The 25,925-nt window shown below is 62.4% G+C and carries 29 protein-coding genes; 10 read left to right on the forward strand and 19 right to left on the reverse strand.

The window, feature by feature from the left end:
- Positions 1 to 8 precede the first annotated feature (8 nt).
- From kch to SIL87_RS08560, 10 genes are all read right to left on the reverse strand, one after another.
- Positions 9 to 1,259 (reverse strand): voltage-gated potassium channel protein, encoded by a 1,251-nt coding sequence (gene kch, locus SIL87_RS08515; protein ID WP_319613746.1) that lies wholly within the window; start codon positions 1,257 to 1,259, stop codon positions 9 to 11.
- A 68-nt stretch (positions 1,260 to 1,327) separates the two neighbouring features.
- On the reverse strand, positions 1,328 to 1,567 hold the full coding sequence (purS, locus tag SIL87_RS08520) for a phosphoribosylformylglycinamidine synthase subunit PurS (protein WP_319613747.1): 240 nt from the start codon (positions 1,565 to 1,567) through the stop codon (positions 1,328 to 1,330).
- A complete protein-coding gene (gene purC / locus SIL87_RS08525) occupies positions 1,564 to 2,328 on the reverse strand; it encodes a phosphoribosylaminoimidazolesuccinocarboxamide synthase (protein WP_319613748.1) in 765 nt (254 codons plus the stop codon). The genes purS and purC overlap by 4 nt, the downstream gene beginning before the upstream one ends.
- A 105-nt stretch (positions 2,329 to 2,433) precedes the next feature.
- The gene (locus tag SIL87_RS08530) at positions 2,434 to 2,955 is read right to left on the reverse strand and encodes a F0F1 ATP synthase subunit B family protein (protein WP_319613749.1); all 522 of its coding nucleotides are present in this window, start codon (positions 2,953 to 2,955) and stop codon (positions 2,434 to 2,436) included.
- 12 nt (positions 2,956 to 2,967) lie between these two features.
- Positions 2,968 to 3,546 carry a F0F1 ATP synthase subunit B family protein gene (locus SIL87_RS08535; protein ID WP_319613750.1) on the reverse strand — a complete coding sequence of 193 codons (579 nt, stop codon included), beginning with the start codon at positions 3,544 to 3,546 and terminating at the stop codon, positions 2,968 to 2,970.
- Positions 3,547 to 3,571: 25 nt separating this feature from the next.
- Positions 3,572 to 3,805 (reverse strand): F0F1 ATP synthase subunit C, encoded by a 234-nt coding sequence (locus SIL87_RS08540; protein ID WP_319613751.1) that lies wholly within the window; start codon positions 3,803 to 3,805, stop codon positions 3,572 to 3,574.
- An 81-nt stretch (positions 3,806 to 3,886) separates the two neighbouring features.
- Complete coding sequence (locus SIL87_RS08545; RefSeq protein WP_319613752.1) at positions 3,887 to 4,642, reverse strand: F0F1 ATP synthase subunit A; 756 nt, start codon at positions 4,640 to 4,642, stop codon at positions 3,887 to 3,889.
- 12 nt (positions 4,643 to 4,654) lie between these two features.
- Positions 4,655 to 4,972, reverse strand: a complete 318-nt coding sequence (locus SIL87_RS08550) for an AtpZ/AtpI family protein (protein ID WP_319613753.1) — start codon at positions 4,970 to 4,972, stop codon at positions 4,655 to 4,657.
- Between the two features lie 88 nt (positions 4,973 to 5,060).
- Entirely contained in the window at positions 5,061 to 8,558 is a 3,498-nt protein-coding gene (gene smc / locus SIL87_RS08555) for a chromosome segregation protein SMC (protein ID WP_319613754.1), read from the reverse strand.
- A 6-nt stretch (positions 8,559 to 8,564) separates the two neighbouring features.
- Positions 8,565 to 9,191: a DsbA family protein gene (locus SIL87_RS08560; protein ID WP_319613755.1), complete on the reverse strand. Its 627-nt coding sequence runs from the start codon at positions 9,189 to 9,191 to the stop codon at positions 8,565 to 8,567.
- A 199-nt stretch (positions 9,192 to 9,390) separates the two neighbouring features.
- On the opposite strand from SIL87_RS08560, the gene SIL87_RS08565 reads away from it, so the two are divergent.
- The 5 genes from SIL87_RS08565 (at position 9,391) to purF (ending at position 14,652) form a co-directional block, all read left to right on the forward strand.
- Positions 9,391 to 9,906: an adenine phosphoribosyltransferase gene (locus SIL87_RS08565; protein WP_319615939.1), complete on the forward strand. Its 516-nt coding sequence runs from the start codon at positions 9,391 to 9,393 to the stop codon at positions 9,904 to 9,906.
- Positions 9,907 to 9,924: 18 nt separating this feature from the next.
- Complete coding sequence (locus SIL87_RS08570; RefSeq protein ID WP_319613756.1) at positions 9,925 to 10,992, forward strand: hypothetical protein; 1,068 nt, start codon at positions 9,925 to 9,927, stop codon at positions 10,990 to 10,992.
- Positions 10,993 to 11,068: 76 nt separating this feature from the next.
- A complete protein-coding gene (gene radA, locus SIL87_RS08575) occupies positions 11,069 to 12,472 on the forward strand; it encodes a DNA repair protein RadA (RefSeq protein WP_405055221.1) in 1,404 nt (467 codons plus the stop codon).
- Complete coding sequence (locus tag SIL87_RS08580) at positions 12,469 to 13,068, forward strand: CvpA family protein (RefSeq protein ID WP_319613758.1); 600 nt, start codon at positions 12,469 to 12,471, stop codon at positions 13,066 to 13,068. The genes radA and SIL87_RS08580 overlap by 4 nt, the downstream gene beginning before the upstream one ends.
- An 84-nt stretch (positions 13,069 to 13,152) precedes the next feature.
- Positions 13,153 to 14,652, forward strand: a complete 1,500-nt coding sequence (purF, locus tag SIL87_RS08585; RefSeq protein WP_319613759.1) for an amidophosphoribosyltransferase — start codon at positions 13,153 to 13,155, stop codon at positions 14,650 to 14,652.
- Positions 14,653 to 14,702: 50 nt separating this feature from the next.
- Here purF and SIL87_RS08590 read toward each other — a convergent pair whose 3' ends face one another.
- Both SIL87_RS08590 and SIL87_RS08595 read right to left on the reverse strand, forming a co-directional pair.
- Positions 14,703 to 14,960, reverse strand: a complete 258-nt coding sequence (locus SIL87_RS08590; protein ID WP_319613760.1) for a DUF1150 family protein — start codon at positions 14,958 to 14,960, stop codon at positions 14,703 to 14,705.
- Positions 14,961 to 14,965: 5 nt separating this feature from the next.
- On the reverse strand, positions 14,966 to 15,466 hold the full coding sequence (locus SIL87_RS08595; RefSeq protein ID WP_319613761.1) for an Hsp20 family protein: 501 nt from the start codon (positions 15,464 to 15,466) through the stop codon (positions 14,966 to 14,968).
- A 146-nt stretch (positions 15,467 to 15,612) separates the two neighbouring features.
- On the opposite strand from SIL87_RS08595, the gene def reads away from it, so the two are divergent.
- The 5 genes from def to SIL87_RS08620 all read left to right on the forward strand — a co-directional run bounded on the left by def (position 15,613) and on the right by SIL87_RS08620 (position 19,099).
- Positions 15,613 to 16,158, forward strand: coding sequence for a peptide deformylase (gene def / locus SIL87_RS08600; RefSeq protein WP_319613762.1), 546 nt, complete (start codon positions 15,613 to 15,615; stop codon positions 16,156 to 16,158).
- A complete protein-coding gene (gene fmt / locus SIL87_RS08605) occupies positions 16,155 to 17,057 on the forward strand; it encodes a methionyl-tRNA formyltransferase (protein WP_319613763.1) in 903 nt (300 codons plus the stop codon). The genes def and fmt overlap by 4 nt, the downstream gene beginning before the upstream one ends.
- Positions 17,054 to 17,824 carry a tRNA pseudouridine(38-40) synthase TruA gene (gene truA, locus SIL87_RS08610; RefSeq protein WP_319613764.1) on the forward strand — a complete coding sequence of 257 codons (771 nt, stop codon included), beginning with the start codon at positions 17,054 to 17,056 and terminating at the stop codon, positions 17,822 to 17,824. The genes fmt and truA overlap by 4 nt, the downstream gene beginning before the upstream one ends.
- 94 nt (positions 17,825 to 17,918) lie before the next feature.
- Positions 17,919 to 18,458, forward strand: coding sequence for a translation initiation factor IF-3 (infC, locus tag SIL87_RS08615; RefSeq protein WP_319615940.1), 540 nt, complete (start codon positions 17,919 to 17,921; stop codon positions 18,456 to 18,458).
- Positions 18,459 to 18,463: 5 nt separating this feature from the next.
- The gene (locus SIL87_RS08620) at positions 18,464 to 19,099 is read left to right on the forward strand and encodes a phosphorylase family protein (protein ID WP_319613765.1); all 636 of its coding nucleotides are present in this window, start codon (positions 18,464 to 18,466) and stop codon (positions 19,097 to 19,099) included.
- Here the strand turns inward: SIL87_RS08620 and SIL87_RS08625 are convergent.
- The 7 genes from SIL87_RS08625 to SIL87_RS08655 form a co-directional block, all read right to left on the reverse strand.
- Complete coding sequence (locus SIL87_RS08625) at positions 19,077 to 19,889, reverse strand: exodeoxyribonuclease III (protein ID WP_319613766.1); 813 nt, start codon at positions 19,887 to 19,889, stop codon at positions 19,077 to 19,079. The two genes, SIL87_RS08620 and SIL87_RS08625, sit on opposite strands and share 23 nt — an antisense overlap.
- Positions 19,886 to 20,569: a fumarylacetoacetate hydrolase family protein gene (locus SIL87_RS08630; protein WP_319613767.1), complete on the reverse strand. Its 684-nt coding sequence runs from the start codon at positions 20,567 to 20,569 to the stop codon at positions 19,886 to 19,888. The genes SIL87_RS08625 and SIL87_RS08630 overlap by 4 nt, the downstream gene beginning before the upstream one ends.
- 8 nt (positions 20,570 to 20,577) lie before the next feature.
- Complete coding sequence (locus SIL87_RS08635) at positions 20,578 to 21,342, reverse strand: gamma-glutamyl-gamma-aminobutyrate hydrolase family protein (RefSeq protein WP_319613768.1); 765 nt, start codon at positions 21,340 to 21,342, stop codon at positions 20,578 to 20,580.
- Between the two features lie 95 nt (positions 21,343 to 21,437).
- Positions 21,438 to 22,058 carry a LolA family protein gene (locus SIL87_RS08640; protein WP_319613769.1) on the reverse strand — a complete coding sequence of 207 codons (621 nt, stop codon included), beginning with the start codon at positions 22,056 to 22,058 and terminating at the stop codon, positions 21,438 to 21,440.
- A gap of 23 nt (positions 22,059 to 22,081) precedes the next feature.
- On the reverse strand, positions 22,082 to 22,471 hold the full coding sequence (locus SIL87_RS08645) for a MarR family transcriptional regulator (protein WP_319613770.1): 390 nt from the start codon (positions 22,469 to 22,471) through the stop codon (positions 22,082 to 22,084).
- Between the two features lie 237 nt (positions 22,472 to 22,708).
- Entirely contained in the window at positions 22,709 to 24,103 is a 1,395-nt protein-coding gene (locus SIL87_RS08650) for a leucyl aminopeptidase family protein (protein ID WP_319613771.1), read from the reverse strand.
- 415 nt (positions 24,104 to 24,518) lie between these two features.
- Positions 24,519 to 25,700: an IS256 family transposase gene (locus tag SIL87_RS08655; RefSeq protein ID WP_319612316.1), complete on the reverse strand. Its 1,182-nt coding sequence runs from the start codon at positions 25,698 to 25,700 to the stop codon at positions 24,519 to 24,521.
- Between the last annotated feature and the right edge of the window lie 225 nt (positions 25,701 to 25,925).

Below are 25,925 nucleotides of genomic sequence, written 5' to 3' on the forward strand. Positions count from 1 at the left end.
TGGCTGCATCAATTGGTTGCGGGCCGGACATCCAGAAAGCGGCTGAGGAGCCAGTCACCGTCAATTTTTTCCTCGGTCAGGGCCATCGCCAGAACTTCGCTGCCGAACACGGGGGCGGCCAGGATCATGTCGGGATGGACGCGCCGGACGCGCTCCAGATTTTTTCGGGTGCTGACGGCGGCGACCTTCTTTGCATCGGTGCCCAGTTCCCGAGCGGCGAGAATGACGAACGCGTTATCGGAATCGTCATCGGATAGTGCGAGAATTGCCCGCGCGTGTTCGCATCCTGCGTCTCGCAACGTCTCGAGTTCGGTGGGGTCGCCGACGATCGTCTCGCTGTCGCCGAAGCTGGTATCCCCATCCTCGATCACGATCAAAACCGGTTCGCCGCGTTTTCGCAGTTCGCGGGCCGTGTTCCGGGCGAGCGCGCCCTGGCCGGTAATGACGAAATGGTTGACGCGTTTCATTTTTTTTCTCCGGGGGCCGATCGTGGCGTTAATCCGGCCTTGAAGCACCGGGCCGATCACCGCGGTCAGTGCGGTGGCGAACACAGTGAGGCCGAGAATGATCAGGGAAACGACAAAAAGCCGCGCCTCTTCGCTTTTGGGCAGAATGTCGCCGTAGCCGACGGTCGACATTGTAACGATTACAAAATAAAATGATGTCGGAAGGTTGGTGATCGGTGGGGTGAAACCGGCGCCGAGAAGGTAGGAGCCGAGCACGCCATAGACCATCAAAACCAGGACTGACGCGACGGCGAAGAGGGTGCCGGCGGCGAGCGAGGATCGGGCGAAGGAGTTGCGCGCGAGGATCAGGGCGACCAGCAAGGCGACGATATAGATGATTTCGCTGGTCTGGATCGGCGCGGCCCCGGTGTGCAGGGTCAGCGCGAGTTGGGCGATGGTGATGCCGACGGCGGACAGCCAGGCGATTCGCGACCGGCCCAGCAACCCGACGGCGATCAGGATCTGCAATATGCCGACCACCACCGTCGGCACACCCGATAGAATCAATGCCGGGACGTGTCCCGAAATCGGATGGAGGGCGTTGAACAGGTGATTCAGGTCGAGGTGGAGATATTCGGCGGCGTACTGCCGAACCGTCGGCAATATCGCGAGGGCGCCCGCGATGCCGACGGCCAGGGCCAGCGGCACATGCGGGAACCAGATATCCATCCGCAGGCGACGATACCAGCGATTATAAAAGAGCCTGATCGATCGGAGTGCGGGATAGACCGATTCAGTCCCGCGCGAGAACACGCATGACCTTGGGAGTACGTTTCATGCCGATATAATGGGGAGGCGGCTCAGCGATGACAATCAGGCCATCAGCGGAGCGTGATGACGAAATCCTCGATCACGGTGTTTGCCAGAAGCCGGCGCGCCATTTTTTCGGCGGCGTCGCGCGCTTTGTGTTCGTCGGTTTCGGATAATTCCAGTTCGATGACTTTCCCGACCCGGACATCCTCAATCCCGACGAAACCGAGCCCCTCAAGAGCGTGGCCGATCGCCTTGCCTTGCGGATCGAGCACGCCCGGTTTCAGCCGAACGGTGACGATGGCCTTCACTGCATCAACTCCGGCCCCTTCATGTCGCGCATTCCGGCTTCAGGGAGGATGCCGAGACGTTTGGCGACTTCCTGATAGGCCTCCTCGACCTTGCCGAGGTCGCGGCGGAACCGGTCCTTGTCCATTTTCTCGTTGGTCTTGGTGTCCCACAGGCGGCAATTATCCGGGCTGATTTCATCGGCCAGGACAATGCGCATGTCTTCGTTTTCCCAAAGCCGACCGAACTCGATCTTGAAATCGACCAGCATGATGCCGACGCCGAGGAACAGGCCGGTCAGGAAATCGTTGATCCGCAGGGTGAGGTGAACGATGTCGTCCATGTCCTGAGGGCTGGCCCAGCCGAAAGCGGTGATATGCTCTTCAGCGACCATCGGGTCGTTGAGCGCGTCGTTTTTGTAGTAATATTCGACGATGCTGCGGGGCAGGCGGGTTCCTTCGGTGATCCCGAGCCGCGCGCACATGCTGCCCGCCGCGATATTGCGCACGACGACCTCGATCGGGACGATCTCGACCTCGCGGATCAGTTGCTCGCGCATGTTGAGACGCCTGATGAAATGAGTCGGGATACCGACTTCGCTCAGGCGCTGCATCAGAAACTCGCTGATGCGGTTGTTCAGAACACCCTTGCCGGTGATGATGCCCTTTTTTTGAGCGTTGAAGGCCGTGGCATCATCCTTGAAATACTGGACGAGCGTTCCCGGCTCCGGTCCTTCAAAAAGGATTTTTGCTTTGCCCTCGTAGAGCTGTCGGCGACGAGCCATTGGAAAACCTCATGTATCGGCGGCGGAGGGACAATTGCGCGTGCCGCCGGAGCCCGGATATATCAACCGGAGCAGGTTTGCGCCATGCCCGCGGCCAATCGCGCGTCAGGCCGCCTGTTTGCGGAGGGTGCGGGGAAGGTCCGAGATCGCCTGATCGATCAGGGTCTCGTCGTGCGCGGCATCGACCGTTTCGGCAAGGACGGTCTGCGTCACCTTGACGGCGAGCGATACGGCAGCGTTGCGAACCTCGGTAACGGCAGCCGCTTCGGCTGCGGCGATCCGCTCCTGCGCCATTTTTTCCCGGCGCCGTGCCGCGGCCTGCGCGTCTGCGAGCAGCTCGGCGGCGAGGCGTTCCGCTTCGCGGGCGGCGAGATCGAGCATGTCTTTGGCCTGCTCGATTGCGGCGGCGCGTCGGGCCTCGGCATCGCGCAGCATGGCCTCGGCCTCGGTACGGAGGCGCGCGGCTTCATCGAGCGCGTGCTGGATGGCGTTGCTGCGCTGGTCCAGCATGCCGATGATCGCGCGGATGATCTTGCCGCCGAAAAATGCCAGAAAGATCAGGACCGCGACGGTGACCCAGAACGTTCCCTTGGTCCAGATTACGCCTTGTAACGCCTCGTATTCCATGACTGGGTCTTTCTAAGCGAGGATAGCGGCGATCGTGCGCTCGATGCGCGCGCGATCGGCGGTGGTGCCGGTCAGGCGCTGCAGAAGGCTCGCTGTGACCTCTTCGGCGACCGGTGGCAGCGCGGCGACCGCCTGCTGGCGGCTGATGTCGATTTCGGCTTCCGCGCGGGCGATCTGGGCGTCGAGCTCGGCGGTCAACGCTGCGGATTGCTCCCGCGCCTTGGCCTTGGCGGCGTTGACGGCTTCGGCGATGGCGCTCTGACTCGCTTCCCGCGCGTTGCGGATCGCGAGGTTGAGTTCCGCAACCGCATGCTCGGCACGGGATTTAGCTGCGCGCGCGGTATCGAGATCGGACAGGATGCGGCTCTGCCGATTTTCGATAACCTGGCCGATCTGCGGCAGGGCCCAACGTGAGAGAATGAAGTAGAGGCCGATCATGATGATCGCCATCCAGACGACCTGCTCGCCCGTCAGCGGATTCGAAAAATCCATCTGAGGCATTTTGCCTCCGGCCATTGCAGCCGAAGGCGTCAGCCCGAGGACGGCGCCGAGGAGTACTCTGATCGATCGGCGGGTCATCATGAGGCGCATGAGGCGGACTCCCAAATCACGCGGCTCAGGTGAACAGAATGATCAGCGCGATGACCAGAGCGTAGAGGGCGACCGCTTCGGTCAGCGCGAAGCCGAGCAGGACGTCACGGAACATTTTGTCGCGGGCGGCGGGGTTGCGCCCGACCGCGCCGACGAAGGCGCCGAACAGATTGCCGATACCGACGCCGGCACCGGCAACGCCGATGGTGGCCAGACCGGCACCGATGTCACGAGCGAGAAGAACTGAGTCGATGGCCATTGGACGAGATCCTTTCAGAGATGGGGAATATTATGGCCGAGTTGGCCGTTGGAAGGCAATGTATCGCTGCAGAAGACCGTCTCAATGCAAATGAATGGCGTCATGCAGATAAAGGCAGGTGAGCACGGCAAACACATAGGCCTGGAGGAAGGCGACCAGGAATTCGAGAGCCGTAAGGGCGACATTGAGGCCGAGCGGGATGATCGCCGCGACGACGCCGACAGCGCCGAGGCTGGTCACCAGCATGATCATGAAGCCGGCGAAGACTTCCCACATGACGTGACCGGCGGTGATGTTGGCGAACAGACGAACCGAGAGCGAAATCGGGCGGGACAGGAAGGACACGATTTCGATCGGGATCAGCAGGGGCAGGAGCCAGCCCGGCACGCCCGGCGGGGAGAAGAATTTCAGGAAGCCCAGACCGTGATACCAGAACCCGACCGTCGTGGAGAGCAGGAACACGAACAGGGCGAGCGCGCCGGTGATGGCGATGTGACTGGTGAAGGCGAAGAAATACGGAAACAGACCGAGCAGATTACCGACCAGGATGAAGGAGAACAGGGTGAAAATGAAGGGAAAGAACCGCCGCCCTCCGGACCCGATGGTGTCGTCGACCATCTGGAGCACGAAATCGTAGCTCATCTCGACCAGACCCTGCATGCGTCCCGGGACGATCGCCTTGCGGCGCAGGGCGACGGTGAACAGCATCGTGATGATTGCTGCCGCCAGAAGCATCATTTCATTCGAGTTGGTAAAGCCCACGAGCCGGCCGACCGGGCCGAAACCGGTGGTCAACTGGAACTGTCCCAGTGCATTGATCGCCGATTCTTGAGCCATAGCCTCCTCCGGTCAGTCTTTTGGGGTCGTTCCCATGGCACGAACGACGTTGCGGAACCCCGCGATCGCGCCAATCGGTACAAACCCGATCATGAACCAGGGTGCCGTATGGAACAAGCGGTCCAGCCCGTAGCCGATCGCGACGGCGACAACCAGGGCGGCGACCATTTCGGCGCCCAGTCGCATCGCGAGGCTGAACGGGTTGGAACCATCGGACTTCGCCTCGGCCGCCGGTTCGGGCTTATCAAGCCCGGCCCGGTTGCGCGCTGCGGCGAGACGCTGATCGAAATCGTTCCGATCTTGTGGTCTCTGAGCCGGATCGTCACCCATCGTACACCCCTACGCCCGCCCCATGAGACGGCGAGGGGTTGCTACCGGTGCTGCGCGTTGAAGTCAACATATCGCGATCATGAAATACTTACTCCGCAGCTAGAGCTTCGGGGCGTTCGGCGAATGAGGCGGCGGTACCGAGATCGACCGAGAGGATGCGCGAGATACCGCGCTCCTGCATCGTGACGCCGTAGAGCCGGTCCATGCGCGCCATCGTGTGGTGATGATGGGTCACGACCAGAAACCGTGTGCCGGTTTCGCGCGACATGTCGTCGAGCAGGGTGCAGAACCGGTCGACATTGGCATCATCGAGGGGGGCATCGACCTCGTCGAGCACCGAGAACGGGGCGGGGTTGCAGCGGAAGACCGCGAAGATCAGCGAGAGGGCGGTCAACGCCTGTTCGCCGCCCGAGAGCAGCGACAGGGTCGCCAGTTTTTTGCCGGGAGGTTCGGCAAATATCTCAAGGCCGGCCTGAAGCGGGTCGTCCGATCCGGTCAGGGCCAGATGCGCGCGGCCACCGCCGAACATGCGGGAGAACAAGGATTGGAAGTGCCGGTCGATTTCGGTGAATACCGCCGATAATCGTTCGCGCCCCTCGTGGTTGAGATTGCCGATCGAGCCGCGGAGCTTGGCGATGGCGGTCGAAAGCTCGGCGCGCTCGCTCTCGATCGCGGCGAGGCGGGTTTCGATTTCGCTCACCTCCATGTCGGCGCGCAGATTGACCGGGCCGATCTCCTCGCGTTCGCGGGTGAGGCGTTCGAACCGCCGGCGCGCGCGGTCCGCGTTCTGCTGGGTCGGGTTTTCGATCGAAGGGAGGACCGGCGCGACGCCGAGGCGTTCGAGCATGCGCTCCGCGATGGAGCCCCAGGCGAAATCGGCTTCGCGGAGGGATGATTCGGCTGCGATCAGGGCTTCGCGCGTTGTCGCGACGGCTTGTTCCGCCTCCCTTGCCGCCGCCGTGCTCAGCTGATGGTCGCGTTCGGCATTGGCGAGATCCGTCTTGGCGGTGCGATGGGCCGACTGGGCCTCCTCGGTCGCGGCGCGGGCGGCATCGCGTGCCTGACCGGACAGAAGATCGTCGGGGAGCGCTGCCAACGCGGCTTTCGCCTCGGTGATGCGCGCCGCGAGATCGGTCAGGCGGAAGGCGATGTCGCGGGATCGCTCCTGCCAGTCGGCACGTTCCCGACCGACCAGTTCCAGGCGGCGTTTGCGCTGCTCGGCCTCGGTGACGAGCTGATCGAGTTGTTTGCGGCTTGCGGCTTCGGCGCGCCTTGCTTCCTGCATGGCGTGGCGCGCGGTATCGAGTGCGGCGGCGGTGTCGCGCGGATCGCCCAGAGCGTCGGACTCGGCCTGAACGTCCGCCAGTTGCTGCGCGATTTCGGTGTATTCTGCGGCGAAGCGGGCATTCGCCTCTGCCGCGCCGGCGGCACGGGTGGCCTGACGCTCCGCTTGGGCGTCGAGGTGGGCGGCTGCCTCGGTGAGGGTTCGCTTTGCGTTCCGGGCGCGATCGATTTCGGCTTCCGTTGTCTTGCGCTGACGGCGGGCCTCGTCTTCGGCGCGGCGCGCGGCGCTCTCGGCGGCTTCGGTGTCACGCAACCCGGTTCTGCAGGCGGCGGCGTGGGCGGTGGCGGTTGTCAGATCGTCCTGTAGCGCCGCGAGGCGGTTTCGCTGGGCGAGGCGCATCCCTGCCTCGCCGGGGGCGCCGGAGCGGGCTGTGAAACCATCCCAGCGCCAGACTTCGCCCTGTTTCGAAACCAGTGTTTCGCCGGGCGCAAGACGGCTCTGCTGGGCATTGCCGTCGTCACCGTCGGGCAGAAGCAGGATGTGGTCGAGGGCGCGGGCGAGTTCCGGCGGGCCCTGGATGACGGTCGAGAGCGGTTCGAAACAATGCTGCGACTCGATGGGGGGGAGCTGCCGCCAGCGACGAGCGGCTTCGGCGCGGGTTCCGACGGCGAGTTCGTTCTGCATCGCGGCGCCGAGTGCGGTTTCGTAGCCGGGGGGCACCTTGATCCGATCGAGGACCGGGTCGTTTTCCTCGCTGAATTTGCGCGCGAGCAGTTTGGTCAGCGCCTCGGCCTCGATCCGGACCGTGGCGAGGGATGCATCGGCAGCGATCGCCCCGGCGCGGGCGGCGGTGGCTGCCTCGGCGGCTTTGGCTCGCGTGAGTTCCGCGGCATCGAGGATCGTTTGGCAAAGATCGAGGGCTTGTTCGGCTGCCAGGAGGACAGTCTCGGCCCGCTCGCGTTCGGCGGCGGCTCTGGCGAGTTGCTCGGGGGCGACGAGTTCGGATTGAGCGCGCCGATGGGCCTCGGCGGCCTGGTTCGCACGCAGTTTCGCCTGGGCCGCCTTTTCACGCGTGAGCGCGAGGCGGCTGGTGACGGCCTGCCGTGATGCGGCGAAATGGGCGGCGGCATCGGTCGCGGTCTGGACCTGGGCTTCGGCCCGTTCGAGAGCAGCCGATGCGGAGGCTGCCGCCGCGCGGGCGGAGTCGATCTGCTGCGGGGTGGCATTCTCGAGTGCGGTGAGGTGTTGTTCCTCGCGTTCCAGGCGTGTCTGCGCGGCCTCGGCATCCGCGCGGGCGCGTTCGGCGTGGTCCTGATCGCGGAGCAATGACTCCAGCCGCCGCTGCGACTCGATGCGGAGCGACTGGACCCGGGCGATTTCCGTCTCGATCTGCTCGAAGTGGATACGGGTCCGCTCCAGCGCCGTGCGCGCTTCGCTTTCGCGGAGGCGCAGGGCGGGGACGTCGTCGTTGCGGGCGATTTCAGCGGCCAGTGCCGCGTCTTTGCGGGCCTGCGCCTCGATCACGGCGGCCTTGGCGGCTTCGAGATCGCGACGCGCCTGTTGACGCCGCTGTTCGGCGATAAGACGCTCGGTGGTGAGGTATTCGGCTTCGGCGTTGCGGATTTCGGTGGACAGCACCCGATAGCGATGGGCCTGGGCCGCCTGGGCGCGCAGGGCGGTCAGATGGGTTTCCTGCTGGGTGCGCAGATCATCGGCGCGGGAGAGATTATCCTCGGTCGCGCGCAGTTTGAGTTCGGCCTCGTGGCGGCGGGCGTGAAGCCCGGATATGCCTGCGGCTTCTTCGAGGATCATCCGCCGTTCATCGGGCCGGGCGCTGACGAGGGCGGAGACGCGGCCCTGGCTGATCATTGCGGAATTGCGGGCGCCGGCAGCGAGATCGGCCAGAAGCGTCGCGACATCCCGGGCGCGGGTCTCCCGCCGGTTTACCCGGTAGGTGCTGCCCGATCCGCGTTCGATCCTGCGGGAAATTTCGAGTTCGGCCTCAGCCTGGAACGGGGCGGGGGCAAGGCCTGCCGTTTCGGTGAGGGAGATCGAGACTTCGGCGATACTGCGGGCGGGGCGTGAGAGGGTACCCGCGAAGATCACGTCATCCATCTCGCCGCCGCGCATCGATTTCGCGCTCGATTCGCCCATGGCCCAGCGAAGGGCATCGACGATGTTGGATTTGCCGCAGCCGTTCGGCCCGACGATACCGGTCAAGCCCGGGAGAATTTCAATCGAAGTCGCGTCGGCGAAGCTTTTGAAGCCGGTAATGCGGAGACGGGCAAACCGGGCGGGCAACGGGGGTCAGGCCTCGTCGATCCAGCGGGCGAACTGCTTGTAGTCGACCGCACCTTCCCGCTTGCGGCCATTGATGACGAAGCTCGGTGTCGCATCGATATGATATTGCTGCTCACCGATTTTCAACTCGTTGAGAATGAAGGATTCCAGCTTTTTGTTGGCGAGTGCGGCATCGAACGTGCTGCGGTCCATGCCGGCGAGGGCTGCGTAGCGGAACAGGGCGTTGGCGTAGTCCTGTTTGGTCTTGAGTTTGGGATCGTAGGCCCATTGTTCCTGGGTGCGGAACAGCTCCGATATGAAATCGAAATATTGGCGGGCGGGCAGGCTCCGTGCCACCTGGGCGGCCATGACCGCGTCTTCGTTGAGGGGGAAGTCTTTGAAGATGTAGAAAACTTTTCCGGTGTCCACGAGGTTTTTGATGACTTTGGGCAGAACCTTGAGCCCGAATTCCGCGCAATGCGGGCAGTTCATCGAGAAATATTCATAGACGGTGACGGGGGCGGAGGATTTGCCGAGGCTGCGGCGGGAAAACGGGGTATCGGCCTCGGCCGCTGCCAGCGCGAGGCGGGGGCTGACGAGACCGGCTGCGGCACCGAAGCTGCCGGCAAGCGCGAGGAGAGTCCGACGATCCATTGGCAGTACCCCAAAGCAAGATGTTTGCCGGTTCGCGACGCTGACATGGTCCGGTACGGATCGCGACTCGGTTTGATGATAGACGAGCCCCAATATTACCCGAAGCGGAGCATCGTGACGAGACGGGTTCTGGTCACGGTATCGGGCAGGCGCCGTGCTTATGGTTTGCGGGTTGCGCGCCCTCGGCTATAGGGGCGCGATGAATCTGAAAGATCACATTCGGGGCGTGCCCGATTTCCCCAAGCCGGGAATCCTTTTTTATGACATTTCGACATTGCTGCGCAACGCCGATGCGTGGCAGGTGGCGATGGGCCGGCTCGCCAGCGTGGTCCGCGCGTATCAGCCGGACGTTCTGGCCGGGGTTGAAAGCCGGGGGTTTCTGCTGGCTGCTCCCCTTGCGCTGAAACTCGGTTGCGGGTTCGTGATGTTGCGGAAACGCGGCAAGCTCCCGGGTGCGACCATCGGCCTCGATTACGATCTTGAGTATGGAACGGACCGTATCGAGATTCAGGCGGACGCGGTAAAGCCGGGGCAACGGGTGGTGGTGGTCGATGATCTGCTCGCGACCGGTGGCACGATGAGCGCCGGTATTTCGCTGTTGAAACACGCGCAGGCGGATGTTGTCGCGGCGATCGCTTTGATTGAACTGACCTTTCTCCAGGGACGGGGACGATTGGACGTACCGTTTGAAGCGCTTGTTCAGTACGATCAATAAAGACCGACGATGCGCGGCATGATGCGCCGCCGCGCATTGCTGGGAGCCGCCGGGGCCGGCGCATTGATGTTACGCACCGGGCGGGCGGCGTCACCCATGGTGATCGCAGAGTCGCCGGGGGCATCGGTTGCCGGATATAACATGATGCTGTGCGGTCCCCATGGCGGGCGGATCGACCGGTGGGGGCGCGCGGTGGCCCAGGGGTTATCGGGGACGCTGGCATCGCAGACGCCGATCGTGCTTCGTACCGTCGGCGGGCAGGATGGCGTGACCGGGGCCAATCGGCTCCAGACGCTGGTGGTTCCTGACGGGCGGACGGCGGCGATGATGCCGGGCGAGGCGCTCATTGCATTTCTCGCCGGTGATCCGCGGGTCCATTTCCAGCCGGGGGACTGGATACCGGTGATGGCGGGGTTGAGCGCGCCGGTTCTGGTCGTGCGCGGGGGGATGCGGCGGCTGGCTGATCCGGCGCCGATCAAGCTGGCCGCGGCGTCGCCTGAAGCCGTCGATCTTGCCGCGATACTGGCATTTCACCGTCTTGGTGTCGCGACCTCGCCGATTTTCGGCCTGCGGGGCGCAAGTCTCGTCGCGCGGGCGTTTGCCGATGGTGCCGTCGATGCCGTGTTGCTGAGCGGTGAAGATATTCCCGCCGATCTGGCGCCGCTGGCAGCGGGGGGAGGCATTGCGATCGCGACGCTCGGCCTGGTCGATGGACCCGATCAACGCCGTTCGGATCGGATAGATGCCGACGCGCCGACCCTTCATGCTTTGGCGATCGAGCGACGGAATCCGCCGCTGGCGCCGCCGCTTGAGGCTGCCTATCAGGCGGTGGCCGCGGCAAGCCGGATCGACTTCGTGATGGTTCTACCTCACCTGACGACGCCGGGGACGGTCGCTCTGTGGCGTCAGGCCGCCACGGAAGCGATCGGGACACCTTCATTGCGGGCGGCTGCGGCGGCGAGCGCGATCGAACTCACCGCCGCCGGGGCTGCGGCGACAGCGGTGGCACCGGTCGATGTGTCGGCAGCGAGCCTCCTGGCTTTGCGGGCTTTCCTGTTCCGGCATTTCGGCTGGCGGTCGTCCTGACCGGAGCCATGACACCGGGGGCGGGGACAGGCAGGGTTGCGCCGCCCATGGGTACGTATCAGCGGATGATGGGGTGATGGCGAAACCTGCAACCGTGTTTGTGTGTACCGCCTGTGGCAATGTCGTTCCGAAATGGGCCGGCCGCTGTGAGGCATGCGGGGAATGGAACACGCTCGAACCCGAGACGCCCTCGCCGGGTCAGAACGATCGTCGGGCGGTGCGGGCGGGCATACGTGGTGTCGATTTCGTCGGGCTCGATGGGGAGACGCCGTTGCCCGCGCGGGTTCCAACCGGGATTGCGGAATTCGACCGGGTGCTGGGCGGGGGGATGGTGCCGGCATCCGCAATTCTGGTGGGTGGCGACCCGGGCATCGGAAAATCGACCTTGCTGCTGCAGGCTGCGGCGCGCCTTGCCGGATCGGGCAGCCGCGTTCTGTATATTTCGGGTGAAGAATCAGTCGCGCAGATCCGGCTCCGGGCCGATCGGCTCGGATTGCGGGGAGCGCCGGTTCATCTTGCCGCCGCGACGGTGCTTGCGGATATTCTCGCGGCACTCTCCGCTGAAAAGCAGGCGCGCGTTGTGGTGATCGACAGTATCCAGACGATCTGGGATGAGACCATCGATTCCGCACCGGGGACGGTCACGCAGGTGCGGGCCAATGCGTTTGCGCTGATCCGCGCGGCCAAGACACAGGGGTTCGCGTTGATGCTGGTGGGCCATGTGACCAAGGAAGGCGCGTTGGCGGGCCCGCGGGTGATGGAACATATGGTCGATGTGGTGCTGCATTTCGAAGGCGACCGCGGCCATCAGTTCCGGATTTTGCGGGGTACGAAAAATCGTTACGGCGCGACGGATGAGATCGGCGTGTTCGAAATGACCGGGCGCGGCCTGGCTGAGGTGGCCAATCCCTCCGCCTTGTTTCTGGCGGAACGGCACGGGCATGTCGCGGGCAGCGCGGTATTCGCAGGGCTTGAGGGCTCGCGGCCGGTATTGATGGAAGTTCAGGCATTGCTGGCTTCGAATCCTGGTGGGACGGCGCGGCGTTCGGTGATCGGGTGGGATGCGGGACGGCTTTCGATGTTGCTCGCGGTTCTCGATTCCCGTTGTGGCGTGAAACTGTCCGCGCATGACGTGTACCTCAATATCGCGGGGGGGCTGAGAGTTTCGGAACCTGCCGCCGATCTGGCCGTTGCCGCGGCGCTGATTTCGGCGGCAACCGGGGTCCCGACCGATCCGGAATGTGTATTTTTTGGTGAAATCGGCCTGTCCGGTGAATTGCGGCAGGTGGCGCAAACCGATCTTCGCCTCAAGGAAGCCGCAAAACTGGGTTTTGAGCGTGCGACCTTGCCACGGCGTGTGGCGGGCGGCGCGCGGCGGGCGGCGTCGCCGGATGGGATCATGCTCAGCGAATTCGGCCATTTGAGCGACCTCGTCGCGCTCGTCGGCAAATCGTCATCGGATGGGGGACTGGAGTCATGACGTGGGTTGACGGGGTTGCGCTCGGGATCGTCGTGTTGTCCGGGCTGCTCGCTCTGGCGCGTGGTCTGGTGCGGGAAGTTCTCGGGATCGGGGCCTGGATCGGCGCCGGACTCGCGGCATTCGAGTTTTATCCCGCGGTGGAGACGCAGCTTGCCGGTTTCGTGCATCAGCCGAAACTGATCCTGCCGCTTTCGATCGGTCTCGTGTTCATCGTCGTGCTCGTCGTGCTGTCGATTCTCAGCACATGGCTGGGATCGATGGTGCGGGATTCCGCCCTGTCGGGGATCGATCGCACGCTGGGACTTGCATTCGGTCTTGTGCGCGGCGTGGTGATCGTTTGTCTGCTCTATATCGGCTTGTCGATTTTTCTTCAGCCACCGGAGTGGCCGGCAGGGATCACCGATGCGAAATTCCTGCCCTATGCCGAGAGCGGGTCGAAATTCATCGTCGGGCTGCTGCCGGCGGCGTATCAGCCCCATATCGACAAGATTGGCGCGGACCATCGGATCGAGGCCACCACCGCCGGGACGGATAAGGGAGAGGCGCCTTCGTCGGCGCCGGCATCCGGCTCGCCGCCGGGATCGGCCAGCCAGTGATATAGGCAGCCATGTGTTTGAGCGCTCGACATGACGGGGTCAGGCGATTAGATGACAGTATCAAGTCGTAAAGGATGCAGGACCGTGAACCAGCCTTTGAGTGCGGCTGAGGCTTCAAGCGCGCCCGGTGGGTTCGACGATGATAAATTCCACGAGGAATGCGGTGTTATCGGGGTCTGGAATGTCACCGACGCCGCCGCGATAACCGCCCTCGGGCTCCACGCGCTCCAGCATCGCGGCCAGGAAGCCACCGGCATCGTCACACATGACGGTGTTCGCTTTCATGCCCACAAGGGGATCGGGCTGGTCGGCGATAATTACGGCGACACCAAGGTGATGGCGGGTCTGCCCGGCACCAGGGCGGTCGGCCATAACAGGTACGCGACGACCGGGGGGACGCTGATACGGAATGTGCAGCCCCTTTTCGCCGAATTCGAATTCGGCGGGTTTGCGGTCGGCCATAACGGCAATCTCACCAATGCCCATACGCTCAAACGGGCCTTGATCCGGCGTGGATGTCTGTTTCAGTCGACCACCGACTCGGAAGTTTTCGTTCATCTGATCGCGATCAGCCTTTATGCCACCGTACTCGATCGCCTGATCGACGCGCTCAAGCAGGTCACCGGCGCGTATTCCCTCGTTGCGTTGACCAACGACATGTTGATCGGGGTGCGCGATCCTCTTGGGGTTCGGCCTTTGATCTTGGGCCAGACCAATGGGGCCGATCCCCTCAATCCGGGTTGGGTTCTGGCGTCCGAGAGTTGCGCGCTTGAAATGGTCGGCGCCGAGTTCGTTCGCGATATCGAGCCGGGCGAAATTGTGGCCATCGATCGCAATGGTGTCCGCAGTCTCAAGCCCTTCGCGCAGCAGAAACCGCGCTTTTGCGTGTTCGAATATATCTATTTTGCGCGACCCGATTCGGTTCTGGAAGGCCATTCCGTGTATGCGGCGCGGAAGCGGATCGGGCGTGAGCTTGCCCAGGAATCACCGGTCGATGCCGATCTGATCGTGCCGGTCCCTGATTCCGGGGTTCCGGCTGCCATGGGATTTGCCGAGCAGAGCGGGATTCCATTCGAACTCGGGATCATTCGAAATCACTATGTCGGGCGCACGTTCATCGAGCCGACCGACCAGATCCGTCATCTTGGCGTTCGATTGAAGCATTCCGCGAACCGGGCGATCCTTGAGGGGCGGCGGGTCATTCTCGTCGATGACTCGATCGTCCGGGGAACCACATCGAAAAAAATCGTCGAGATGGTTCGTAGTGCTGGCGCGCGTGAAGTGCATATGCGGATATCGTCGCCTCCGACCACGCATTCGTGTTTTTACGGTATCGATACGCCGGAACGGGGCAAATTGCTGGCCGCGCGTAACAGTGTGGCGGAAATGGCGAAACTCATCGGCGTCGATAGTCTCGCCTTCATTTCGATGGATGGGCTGTACCGCGCGCTGGGTCAGCCGGGACGTGATGCGAAGGTGCCGGCTTTCTGCGATGCGTGTTTCAGCGGCGATTATCCGATCACGCTCACCGACCATGCCGAGCCGCGCGAGGCGCAGCTTTCGTTGCTGGCCGAATTGGCATGAAAACCGGGCTGTCGCGGTTAGGACAGCCCGGCTTCATGAGGCGTTGAGGTTCAGTGGACCGAAACGGGGGCCATCTCGTTTTGAACGATGGCGGCCCGAGCGAGATTGCCGTCGGTCGCGATGGCCATCGGTGTGCCGTTGGCTGAGAAAACGCCATAGGCGGGCCCGTTCGGGGTCATGATCGGACGGACATAGGCGATCTGTTCGAGACCGAGTTCCGCGAGTTGTGCTTCAGTCATGTTATGTGGATCGAAGAAAGCGCGAAGGGGGAAGGCGTCGGTCGAGCCGTCATGGGTTTTGACGTTCATTGCACCTACTCCTTTTCACGAACGTGTTGATGGCTGTTCCGTTTCGGCAATTCCGCATCAAAAGATCGCGGCGTTGCGAAACCGGACGGGGTGTGGGCACCTTTTTCGATCGCTATCGTCTTGATCCGGGCCTCCGGCAGAGGGCGGATCAGATCGATGTGCAGCAAGCCGTTATCGAGCCAGGCACCTTTCACGTCGATCCCTTCGGCCAGGACGAATGCCCGTTGGAACTGCCGCGCGGCAATGCCGCGATGCAGGAAAATCCGGCCCTGGGTATCATCGTTCTGGCGGCCTCGTATGACCAACTGATTATCTTCCTGAGTGATCTGAAGATCATCCATGATAAAGCCGGCGACTGCAATCGTAATCCGCAGGCTGGTCGTGCTCAGTTGCTCGATATTGTAGGGGGGATAACCGTCCGACGACGTTTTGGCGGCGCGTTCGATGATCTGCTCCAGATGGTCGAACCCCAGGAATAATGGGGATGTAAACACTCTCGTGGTCATGGCCTCCTCCTTTCGAGCGAGACAGACGGAGCCCGACAGGCACTCCGGTGAACCTGAATTGGGCATATTCGGCAGATTTTGCAAGCAGCGATTGATCGGTGCGCATAGCAGGGGTAAATCGCGCTCATGATCGAGAGGGCGAGACCGTGGCTGACGATACTCCGGAGATACTGATCGTCCCCGACAAGCGTCTTCGCATGAAGGCACGCCGGGTGACCGAGGCGGATCGTGCGGAGATTGCCGATCTGGTCCCGCGCATGTTCCGGACCATGTACAAGGCGCCGGGAATCGGGCTTGCCGGACCCCAGATCGGGGTATCGTTGCGCGTGGTCGTGCTCGATCTGGCGACCGATGGGGTTTCGGCGCCAATGATCCTGATCAATCCCGAGATCGTCAGGGCGAGCCAGAGGCTGGAGGCCCGCGAGGAAGGCTGCCTGTCGCTGCCGGGACAATATGCGGAAGTATCGCGCCCGGCTGAAGTGGCGGTGGCTTTCGAGGATCAGGACGGCAAGCGCAGGACCGTCGAGGCGGAGGGGTTGCTGGCGGCCTGCATTCAGCATGAGATCGATCACCTGGACGGCATTCTGTTCGTCGATCATTTATCCGCGTTGAAGCGGAACATCGTTTTGCGAAAGCTCGCGAAGGATCTGCGCGAGAAACAGGATGGCCAAGACCGTCCGAGCCGCGGATGAGGCTCGTTTTCATGGGGTCGCCGGGCTTTGCCTTGCCGGCGTTGCGGGGATTGCGCGCGGCTGGGCACGAGATCGCCGCCGTGTATTGCCAGTCGCCCAAGCCGGTCGGGCGTGGGCTGCGTGTCAGAAAATGCGCTGTGCACGAGGCCGCCGATGAATTGGGCATCGAGGTACGAACGCCGAGGAGTTTGCGGAATAATGCCGGGGAAATCGAGTATCTCCGCGGGCTCGATGCTGAATGTTGCGTGGTCGTGGCTTACGGGCTCATTCTTCCCGAGGCGGTGCTGGCGGTGCCACGGCGTGGGTGCCTCAATATTCATGCGAGCCTGCTGCCGCGCTGGCGGGGGGCTGCGCCGATCCAGGCCGCGATCCTCGCGGGGGATGCCTGCACCGGCGTGACCATCATGCAGATGGATGCCGGGCTGGATACCGGGGCCATTCTGCTCACCGAAGCCACGCCGATCGCACCGGACGACACGGCAGCGACCTTGCATGACCGTCTGGCGGCGATGGGGGCGCGGCTGGTCGTTCAGGTTATTGACGGCGATTATGTACCGGTTGCCCAGCAGGGGGCAGGGAGCTATGCGCCCAAACTGAGCCGTGCCGATGCGGAGATCGACTGGACCTTGCCGGTGGCCGCGATCGATCGGCGTGTCCGTGGTCTTACGCCCTGGCCGGGAACCGAGACGCGGCTCGACGGCGAACCGCTCAAGATACTTTCGGCCGTCGTGGGGGAAGGGCAGGGGAAACCCGGTACCGTGCTCGATCATCGGTTGACCGTTGCTTGCGGTGCCGGGGCGCTGCGAGTGACGGCGGTGAAACGGGCAGGGGGGCGGCCGATGTCGGCCGATGATTTCCTGCGCGGTCATGCAATCCCGCCCGGGACGCTGCTGGGTTGACCCGGTTTGCGTTGAAACTTGAGTATGACGGTCGCGGCTTCGTGGGATGGCAGCGGCAGTCGAACGGGGTTTCGGTGCAGCAGGTCGTCGAGCAGGCGGGCGCGCATCTGTGCGGAGGTGCGCCGCCGGTGACGGTTGCGGCGGGCCGGACCGACGCTGGCGTTCATGCCGAGGGGCAGGTGGTGCAAGCCGAGTTTCCAGACGGGCTCACGACGCGAACGGTCAGGGATGCGCTGAATTTTCATATGCGGCCTCATGCCGTCACGGTGGTCGCGGCTGGTGTGATTTCGGACGAGTCGTGGAGTGCGCGATTTTCGGCGGTCGCACGGGAGTATCGTTACGTCATTCTCAACCGGGCGGCGCGACCGGCGCTCGATGCCGGGTTTGTCTGGCATGTCAGGCGGCCGCTGGATGCCGAGCGGATGCAACTCGCTGCGATCGCTTTGCTGGGTCGCCACGACTTCACGAGCTTTCGCGCAACCGCGTGCCAGGCGCGGTCGCCGGTTCGGACGCTGGATCGTCTCGACATCGGGCGGCGGGGTGATCGGATCGAGATCAGGGTTGGGGCGCGCAGCTTTCTTCACCATCAGGTCAGGAATATCGTGGGATCGCTCAAGCTGGTCGGCGAGGAAAAATGGCCGGTGGAGCGGATTGCCGCCGTTCTGGCGGCCCGCGACCGGGCGGCTGCCGGTCCCACCGCGCCGCCGGATGGACTGACCTTGATGAGCGTGGCCTATCCCCTCGATCCTTTTGCTGGCCAGCAATGAGCAAAGCCCGACTTGTTCGGTTGCGTGCCGGGGCCGATATCGTATAGAGCCACGTAAGACTAAACTTGCTTCGAAACGACGACAGGAGAGCGATATAGCCAGACTACCCGCACCGCCGACCCCGCCCAGCCGTGAAGGTCCGCGTGTCAACGAAGATATCAGGGTGCCCCAGGTTCGTTTGATCGACCAGGACGGCGAGATGATGGGTGTGCTGACCACGAGAGAAGCACAGCGTCGTGCGACGGAGGTTGGACTCGATCTGGTCGAGATCAGCCCGAATGCCGATCCGCCGGTTTGCAAGCTGCTCGATTATGGCAAGTTCAAATATGAGCAGCAGAAGAAAAAGAACGAAGCCCGCAAGAAGCAGAAAGTGATCGAGATCAAGGAGATCAAGGTCCGCCCAAATATCGATGAAAACGATTATCAGGTGAAACTTCGGGCGATGAAGTCGTTCATCGAGGAAGGCGACAAGGTCAAGGTGACGTTGCGATTCCGCGGTCGGGAAATGGCGCATCAGGAGCTTGGCGTCAAAGTTCTGGAACGCATCAAGATCGATATGGAAACCGAAACCAAGGTCGAGCAGATGCCCAAGATGGAGAACCGGCAGATGGTCATGGTGCTCAGCCCGCGCTGAGCGACGTGAAGATCGGCTTTGTGACCGGACTGGTCGCCGAAGCGCGCCTGTTGTCGGGCGTTGATGCCTTGGTCGCGACGTCCGGGGGGACGGTGGCGGGGGTTACTGCGGCTGCGGAACATCTGGTGGATCGTGGGGCCGATGTCCTGATCAGTTTCGGGCTTGCCGGCGGTCTGGCGCCATCGTGCCGGGCGGGCGATTTGATCGTGCCGCAGGATGTGGTGGATGGTTCCGAGGTTTTTCGGTGCGATCCTGGCCTTGTTGCGATGTTGGGCGGAGCCACGGTCCAACGTTTGACCGGAGCCCCGGCGGTCGTTGCGAGCCGTATGGCGAAGGCCGATCTTTATGCCGGAAGCGGAGCTGCGGCGGTCGATCTCGAATCGGTCGGGGTTGCGCGGGTCGCCGTGCGGCATGCAATCGGCTTCGCGGTGTTAAGGGCTGTCGTCGATCCTGCGCACCGTGAGTTGCCGGATGCGAGCCTCGTGGCGCTCGATGAGGACGGTCGGATTGCGATGGGCCGGATCATTCGAAGTCTGGCGCGCAATCCACTTCAGATTTCTGGATTGATTGCCCTTGGGCGCGATATGGCGAGGGCGAAGCGGACCCTGAAGCGGGAGGTTACTCGTCGATTTCGAACGTGAGCAGGACCGGAACATGGTCCGACCCGCGTGGCCAATCACGAGCGTCGGTCAGGACGCGGAGTCCAGCGAGAGACGTCTGCAGATCTTTCGAGACCCAGATATGGTCAAGTCTTCGTCCCCGGTTCGATGTCCGCCAGTCCCGGTTGCGGTATGACCACCATGTGTAAAGCTTCTGGTCGTCCGGCACGAAAAATCGCATGGCGTCGATAAATCCGGCTGCCTGCCACGCGTTCAGCCCGGCGACTTCCGGCGGTGTGTGGCTGACGACACCGAGCAGTTGTTTGTGACTCCAGACGTCGTGCTCCAGAGGTGCGATGTTCAGATCGCCGACCAGGATCGTCCGGTGGGGCGGGAACGATTTGAAATGCGCTTCAGCCTCGGCGATGAAATCGAGTTTGTGCCCGTATTTTATGTTGAGTTCGCGATCGGGGATGTCGCCACCGGCAGGGACATAGAAATTCTGTATCGTCAGCGGCGCGCCATATGTTTCGACCTCTGCGGCGATATGACGACAATCGGACTTGCCGCACCAGTCAGGGCTTGCCTCGATCAGCCGGAGCGGCATTCTCGAAAGGATGGCAACGCCGTTATACCCTTTCATGCCCCGGGTGAGCACGTGCGGGAGCCCAAGGCGGGCACCGAGATCGACTGGAAACAGAGGATCGGGAGCCTTGGTTTCCTGCAGGCAGATGATATCGGGGGCCGCTTCCTGCACCAGATTTTTCAACAGATCCTGGCGGAGACGGACGGAATTTATGTTCCAGGTCGCGATGGTGAGGCGCGATGTCATACCAGTTGAAATGTCAGACTGCCCACGCCTTCGATCGATCCGGTAATCGTATCGCCGCGATCCACCTGACCGACCCCCTCCGGCGTTCCGGTGAAAATGAGATCGCCCGGTTTCAGGGCCACGAGGTTGGACAGGAACGCGATGATGTCCGGTACCGGCCAGATCATATCGGCCAGATTGCCATTCTGGCGGATGCGTCCGTTGACATCGAGCGATATCCGCCCCGATTTCGGGTGACCGCACTGGCTGACCGGAACGATCGCGCCGATCGGTCCTGAGTCATCGAAACCTTTGCTCATATCCCAGGGGCGGCGCATCGACTTGGCTTCATCCTGTAGATCCCGGCGGGTGAGATCGACTCCCGGCGCGTAGCCATAAACATGATCGAGCGCTGCCGCCGATGAAATCATGCTCCCCCCGCTCTTGAGGGCGATGACCTGTTCCATCTCGAAATGGAGCGAGCTTGTCGCGGGAGGAAACGGGATTTGTTGCGATGCCCGGACGGCGTCGGCTGGTTTGGTGAAAAAAAACGGTGGCTCCCGGTCGGGATCCGAGCCCATTTCCCGCGCATGGGCAGCGTAATTCCGACCGACGCAGAACACGCGGCGTATGGGAAAAACCCCGCCCCCCAGAACGGGGACCATCGCCGGTTCAGGGCGGTCGATTACCAGATCGGACATTTCGGGTCTCATTGCCATTGATTTGCGGAATTGAGAGCGTGGGCGAAGCTTTGGAAAATGCGGAGCGACGCTTCATCGTGGTCGAAATCATATTCCGGGTGCCACTGCACACCCAACAGGTAGCCACCGCCGGTCCCGGTGATGGCTTCGATGGTGCCATCGATCGCCCGCGCTTCGACGAGCAATCCGGGGGCCAGCCGGTTGATCCCCTGATTATGCAGTGAATTGACCGCCAGAGAGCGGCGACCGATGATCTGTTCGAGTCTGCCGCCGGATCTGACGGTGATATGATGGGCCTTGCCGGTTCGCACGGCACCGAAGGGCTGCATCGGGGTCGAATGATCGATACGGGTCGGAATGTCCTGAAGCCTCTGGTGGAGCGTTCCACCCAGGGCGACATTGAGTTCCTGCAAGCCGCGGCAGATGGCAAGGACGGGCAAGCCACGGCCGATTGCCCCTCGCACCAGTGGCAGCGTGACCTGGTCACGCTCGGGATCTTCCGGGGCGTCGTCGGGCGGTTGAGGCGGGCCGCCGTAGAAGGCTGCCGCGACGTTGCTTCGGCTTCCGGTCAGAATGATGCCGTCGAGGCGATCGAGCAGGGTTTCAACATCGGCATGCAGCCCATTCGCCGGGATGAGAACGGGAACCGCGCCCACGACCTGATCGACCGCTCGCACATAGGTATCCGACGCGGCGTGGTTTTTCATCGCGAACACGCCGAACGATTTCTGGCAACATGAAATGCCGATCAGTTTCGCGGTTCTGACGCCCATGCGCTTTAGTCCCAAATTTTGTGCCCTTTGTCAGCACTTTGATCATGCGCGGCTGGAATGCGTATCCCCGGGACTGATCTGAAGGCTGGGTATCGTCAGTTCGAAAACCCTTTTACGTATTCAAAATCCTTGTCCGGAAACGGATGGGCGTTTTTAAGATCATACAAGCTCACCTGGGTCAGTTGGCCCTGCGCGTCGGTTACCCGCCATTGGCGCAATTCCATCGGGTCCGTCGAAAATACCAATGTGATGTGGCCTTGCTGAGATTTGCCGGTTCGTATGAGCGTCACCTGAATTTCGCCGGGCGGCTGAGAGACCTTGGTCACGGTGACGGAGCCGCTCAGGGTGATGTGCTTATCCAGCAGAATGCCCAGGGGTGTGGAACCAAGCGGGATATTGGTCGTCTGGTCGAGCGCGGGGTCGTGGTACACCAGCAACCCGAATCCTGCGACCAGAAGCTGTGGATTTGGCTTGTCGTATTGAAAGCGCATTTTTCCCGGCCGCTGGACAATGGCGTGGCCGGTACGCACGCCCCCATCGGGGCCGACTTGCATGAAGCGCGCCGTGATCGTTTTCAACCCGTTCAGATACGACTGAACTCGGTCGAGAACCGGTTGATCAGGTTGGGAGGTAACCGCCGCTCGCCCCTGCGCCCCGGCGAGTGCGAGCGCCGTGGCTGTCGCCAAGGTGGAAATCGTGAGACGGCGGGTGATCAACGTGCTCTCCTTCGCTACCGGCGTCAGCCCGCCGCGGCAGGACGGCGCGGGGCATTTTCCGTCGAGTTCCGCCCCGACGCAATCATTTCGCCCATCACGTTTCTGATCTCGCGAAGAAACGCGGACCCCTTGGTCGTGCGCTGCACCAGAACGCTGCGCCGGTCGGTTGGATCAACCTTGCGTCGCGCCAGATCGAGGTCGGAGAGACGGTCCAGAGCGCGGGTGATGGCAGGTTTGGAGACATTCAACTGTCCCGCCAGACCACGAACCGTATGGGCACCCTCGTTCAGATAGCAGGTGAGAAACACCCCAAGCTGCCGCGCTGAAAGATCGACGCCGTCGCGACGCACGAGGGCGACGATCGTGTCGCGAAAGATGCCGACCAGATCGTCGGACGTCATTTGTGTTGCCATGGGTTGCACTCCTTATCGTTCAACGGACAACGGCAGCATCGCTCGGCGGTAACCTGACGAGGGATTTTTCAAGAAGTTTCAGCTTCTTGGCCGTGTATCGAAAGTCGCGATGTCATCGCACATCAACAACGATCGACTACGCAACAGTTATGGGACGTGAGGGAGTGCTACAAGCCATCGAAACATGAAAACATTGCAACTCCGTTGCAAGCGCGGCTGCCGCGATTTTGGCGCAATTCATCTGGTTGCATCGTTGGCGAAACTTTCAATCGCCGTCACCGCAGCGCGGAGCGCCTGGGCTTCGCCACCGTCGGGGCGTCCGGGACGGGTTTGATCATTCCAGGCATACGTGTCGACATGAGCCCATTTGCGGGCCGGGGGGATGAAGCGCTGAAGAAACAGAGCCGCCACGATCGCACCCGCCATCGGCTTCGATCCGACCGTATTCGAATCCGCAACCGGGCTGGACAGCCATTGATCGTAACCGGCCCACAAGGGGAGCCGCCAGAGAGGATCGTGGGAACGACTGCCGGAATCGAGGAGAGTTTGAGCGAGTGTGTCGTCATTGCTGAAGAGGGCAGGAAGGTCGGGACCGAGGGCGACCCGTGCGGCTCCCGTGAGGGTTGCGAAATCGATCAGCCAGTCCGGCCCGGAGTCTGCAGCGTCGGTCAAGAGGTCGGCCAGCACCATGCGTCCTTCGGCATCGGTATTGCCGATTTCGATCGTCTGGCCGGATCTCGTTCGGATCACGTCGAGCGGGCGCATGGCATGACCGGAAATGCTGTTTTCCACGCATCCGATCCGAACATCCAGACGCACGGGGATACCCAGAGCCATGATCGCCTGGGCGACACCCAGCACGATCGCGGCCCCTCCCATATCCTTCTTCATCCGCAGCATTCCGGCGCTCGGCTTGATGTCGTAGCCTCCCGAATCGAAACACACGCCTTTGCCGCAGAGCGATATCAGAGGGTGGGAGGGGTCATCTCCGTAGGTGAATCGCAGAACCGCCGGGGGACGCGCGGAACCCGCCCCGACAGCGGCGAGCGCCGGGTAGCCAGTGGTTAGCGCATCGTCGACGATCCGGATCGATTTCTGAGCGAATCGCGCGGCGAGATCCGCCCCGGCGTCGGCCAGTTCTGCCGGGCCGAGAACGTTTGCGGGGGTATTGATCAGATCGCGGGCGAAGCAAACGGCAGCAGCCAATGCATCCGCACGGGGCGTGGGGCCGGGCAGGTGGATGATGGCGGCGGGCTCGTTTGTGGAGCGAAATCGTCCAAATCGATAACGGCCGAGCTGGATTCCGAGAGCTGCATCGTCTCGTTCGTAACTGCCCTCGGCGAGATGCCACGTCTGTCCAGCGGGGAGCATCGCGGCCACCGAGCCGAAGGCATACGGGGATCGATCGTCTCCTAAACCCAGCAACGCGCCAGCCAGCCCATCGGGGCCGGGGATCAGCGCGAGCGTGTGAGGTTTTGCCGTGAAGCCCTGGGCCCGAACGAAGGCCGCCGCCGCCGATCCGAGCGATTCGAGAAAACCGTCGCGTTCAGAGGGTCGCAGAGGGTGGATGGCCAGTGAGCCGTTCGGGTCCGATGAACCGGACATTTGAGATGACGTCGGGTCGAGTGCCATTGAACTACTCCGGTCCGATGTCCGGCGCGTGCCCGCGGCGGATCGAGGATGTCAGATTGAGGTGCCGTGTTCTTTTGCTCCAGGTGATGCGGGCGGACAATGGCGGTGACCTCACGGGACCGGACGAGGCAGCATGGCTGCGCGTGCACTGTTGTTCCGAACAGGATACAGGCATATTTGAACACCGTGTCTGGAATGCAGGGTTTTGAACTTGTCCACTATCGTAAATATCAGGCAAAAACAGGTCAGTAGCTCTATGGTTTGTAATCTTCGTGCCATAATCCTGACTCGATAAATAAACAAAATCAACATGTTATGAACTCGTGCCAGACGTTTCGGCCTCGGTTGGAGGGCTGTGAAAATCCTTGGCGGTGGATTGAGCAACCTGATGTCTGGAAAATAGGGCGAGCGGGGGTCAGGCATCCTGGTAGTCCCACTTGATGTAGCCCTTGGTGTCGGCGGCCCATTTTTCATCGATTTCGACGAGGACGGCGCTGACGAGGCGTTCGAGGGAGGCTTCGTTGGGGAAGACCCTGATTTTGGTGGTGCGGCGTTTGAGTTCCTGCTGGATGCCGCGTTCCATGGGGTTGGAAGTGCGAAGCCGGCGCTGGTGGGGTTCTGGCAGTGTGAAGACGGTGAGGCCTTCGGGGATATTTCGTTCGAGCCAATCGGCGAGCTTTGGTGCGGTGTCGCGATAGGCATTGACGAGGGTTGTGAGAGCGATCTGGGCAGCGGCGAGGGAATTTGCGTTCCAGACGGTCCGGAGTTCTGCGCCGATGCGTTTGCGGATGGCGTGGTTGGGGGCGTGGTGGATGGCGTTTTGGGCGAGGTGGAACTGGCATCGTTGCCAGTGTGCGGCGCCGAAGACGGCGCGGCGTGCGGCGTGCAATCCGGCATGGTCATCGGAGACGATGAATTCGACGCCTCGCAGGCCACGCTGATGGAGGCTTTCGAGGAAGGCACGCCAATGGACTTCGGCCTCGGAAAGGGCGACCGAGACGCCGAGGACACGGCGGCGTTCATCGGGTCCGATGCCGATGGCCGAGAGCACGGCGGCATCGCGGACGACGCCATTATCGCGCATTTTTTCATATCTGGCGTCGAGGATGAGGTAGCGGATCTCGGCGAGGGGTCGGGTGCGCCAGGCGGCGAGTTCGTCATCGAGCAGCTTGCTGGCGCGGCTGACCTGAGCGGAGGAGAGGCTTTCGATGCCGAATTCGCGCATGACGGCCTCGACGTCGCGGGTGGAGACGCCTTTGATGTACATTTCGGCGACGGCGACCATGACGGCGCGGACCGAGCGTCGGCCGCGTTCGAGGGACTGTGGGTAGAAGGGTTCGCCCACGTGACCGGCGGTTTTGGGGACATCGACGGTGATCGACCCGGCCGGGGTATCGATCCGCTTGGGCTTGTAGCCATTGGCGTAACCCTGACGATCGGGGTTGCGCTCGTAGTGACTGGCGTGGAGGAAGCGTTCGCGCTCGATCTGCATGGCGAGTTCGAAGGTCCTGGCAAATACCGTGGCGATATCGCCTGCGCCGTTTTCGATCAGATGTTCCAAAAGTGCCTCGATAATCGTATCCTTTTTGGCGTCCATTCATCGGTCTCCATGTTGGTGTGAACAACTGCATGGAATACCAGAATGAACAGCCCTTGCCGGGGCATGCCCCGGCAAGGGCACCAACTCCCAACCCAAAATGAATTTCCAGACGTCAGGTTACACCACCTGGCGGTGCGTCGGTTCCGGAGGTTTATTCACAGAGTTATCCACAGAGCGATCGCAGCGAACGACGCACGGCAAATCAAGCGAAAGGGAAGCGGG

Source organism: Acidiphilium acidophilum, assembly GCF_033842475.1.
GTDB lineage: Bacteria > Pseudomonadota > Alphaproteobacteria > Acetobacterales > Acetobacteraceae > Acidiphilium > Acidiphilium acidophilum.

Coding starts and splice junctions, on each gene's coding strand:
- SIL87_RS08625 (WP_319613766.1), bottom strand. CDS start 19,889: ATGACATCGCGCCTCACCATCGCGACCTGGAACATAAATTCCGTCCGT.
- SIL87_RS08550 (WP_319613753.1), bottom strand. CDS start 4,972: ATGGGTGACGATCCGGCTCAGAGACCACAAGATCGGAACGATTTCGAT.
- purC (WP_319613748.1), bottom strand. CDS start 2,328: ATGGCTCGTCGCCGACAGCTCTACGAGGGCAAAGCAAAAATCCTTTTT.
- SIL87_RS08630 (WP_319613767.1), bottom strand. CDS start 20,569: ATGTCCGATCTGGTAATCGACCGCCCTGAACCGGCGATGGTCCCCGTT.
- SIL87_RS08530 (WP_319613749.1), bottom strand. CDS start 2,955: ATGGAATACGAGGCGTTACAAGGCGTAATCTGGACCAAGGGAACGTTC.
- SIL87_RS08580 (WP_319613758.1), top strand. CDS start 12,469: ATGACGTGGGTTGACGGGGTTGCGCTCGGGATCGTCGTGTTGTCCGGG.
- SIL87_RS08595 (WP_319613761.1), bottom strand. CDS start 15,466: ATGACCACGAGAGTGTTTACATCCCCATTATTCCTGGGGTTCGACCAT.
- SIL87_RS08650 (WP_319613771.1), bottom strand. CDS start 24,103: ATGGCACTCGACCCGACGTCATCTCAAATGTCCGGTTCATCGGACCCG.
- SIL87_RS08535 (WP_319613750.1), bottom strand. CDS start 3,546: ATGCGCCTCATGATGACCCGCCGATCGATCAGAGTACTCCTCGGCGCC.
- SIL87_RS08560 (WP_319613755.1), bottom strand. CDS start 9,191: ATGGATCGTCGGACTCTCCTCGCGCTTGCCGGCAGCTTCGGTGCCGCA.
- SIL87_RS08655 (WP_319612316.1), bottom strand. CDS start 25,700: ATGGACGCCAAAAAGGATACGATTATCGAGGCACTTTTGGAACATCTG.
- SIL87_RS08540 (WP_319613751.1), bottom strand. CDS start 3,805: ATGGCCATCGACTCAGTTCTTCTCGCTCGTGACATCGGTGCCGGTCTG.
- SIL87_RS08645 (WP_319613770.1), bottom strand. CDS start 22,471: ATGGCAACACAAATGACGTCCGACGATCTGGTCGGCATCTTTCGCGAC.
- SIL87_RS08570 (WP_319613756.1), top strand. CDS start 9,925: ATGATGCGCCGCCGCGCATTGCTGGGAGCCGCCGGGGCCGGCGCATTG.
- radA (WP_405055221.1), top strand. CDS start 11,069: ATGGCGAAACCTGCAACCGTGTTTGTGTGTACCGCCTGTGGCAATGTC.
- SIL87_RS08635 (WP_319613768.1), bottom strand. CDS start 21,342: ATGGGCGTCAGAACCGCGAAACTGATCGGCATTTCATGTTGCCAGAAA.
- SIL87_RS08590 (WP_319613760.1), bottom strand. CDS start 14,960: ATGAACGTCAAAACCCATGACGGCTCGACCGACGCCTTCCCCCTTCGC.
- SIL87_RS08565 (WP_319615939.1), top strand. CDS start 9,391: ATGAATCTGAAAGATCACATTCGGGGCGTGCCCGATTTCCCCAAGCCG.
- fmt (WP_319613763.1), top strand. CDS start 16,155: ATGAGGCTCGTTTTCATGGGGTCGCCGGGCTTTGCCTTGCCGGCGTTG.
- SIL87_RS08545 (WP_319613752.1), bottom strand. CDS start 4,642: ATGGCTCAAGAATCGGCGATCAATGCACTGGGACAGTTCCAGTTGACC.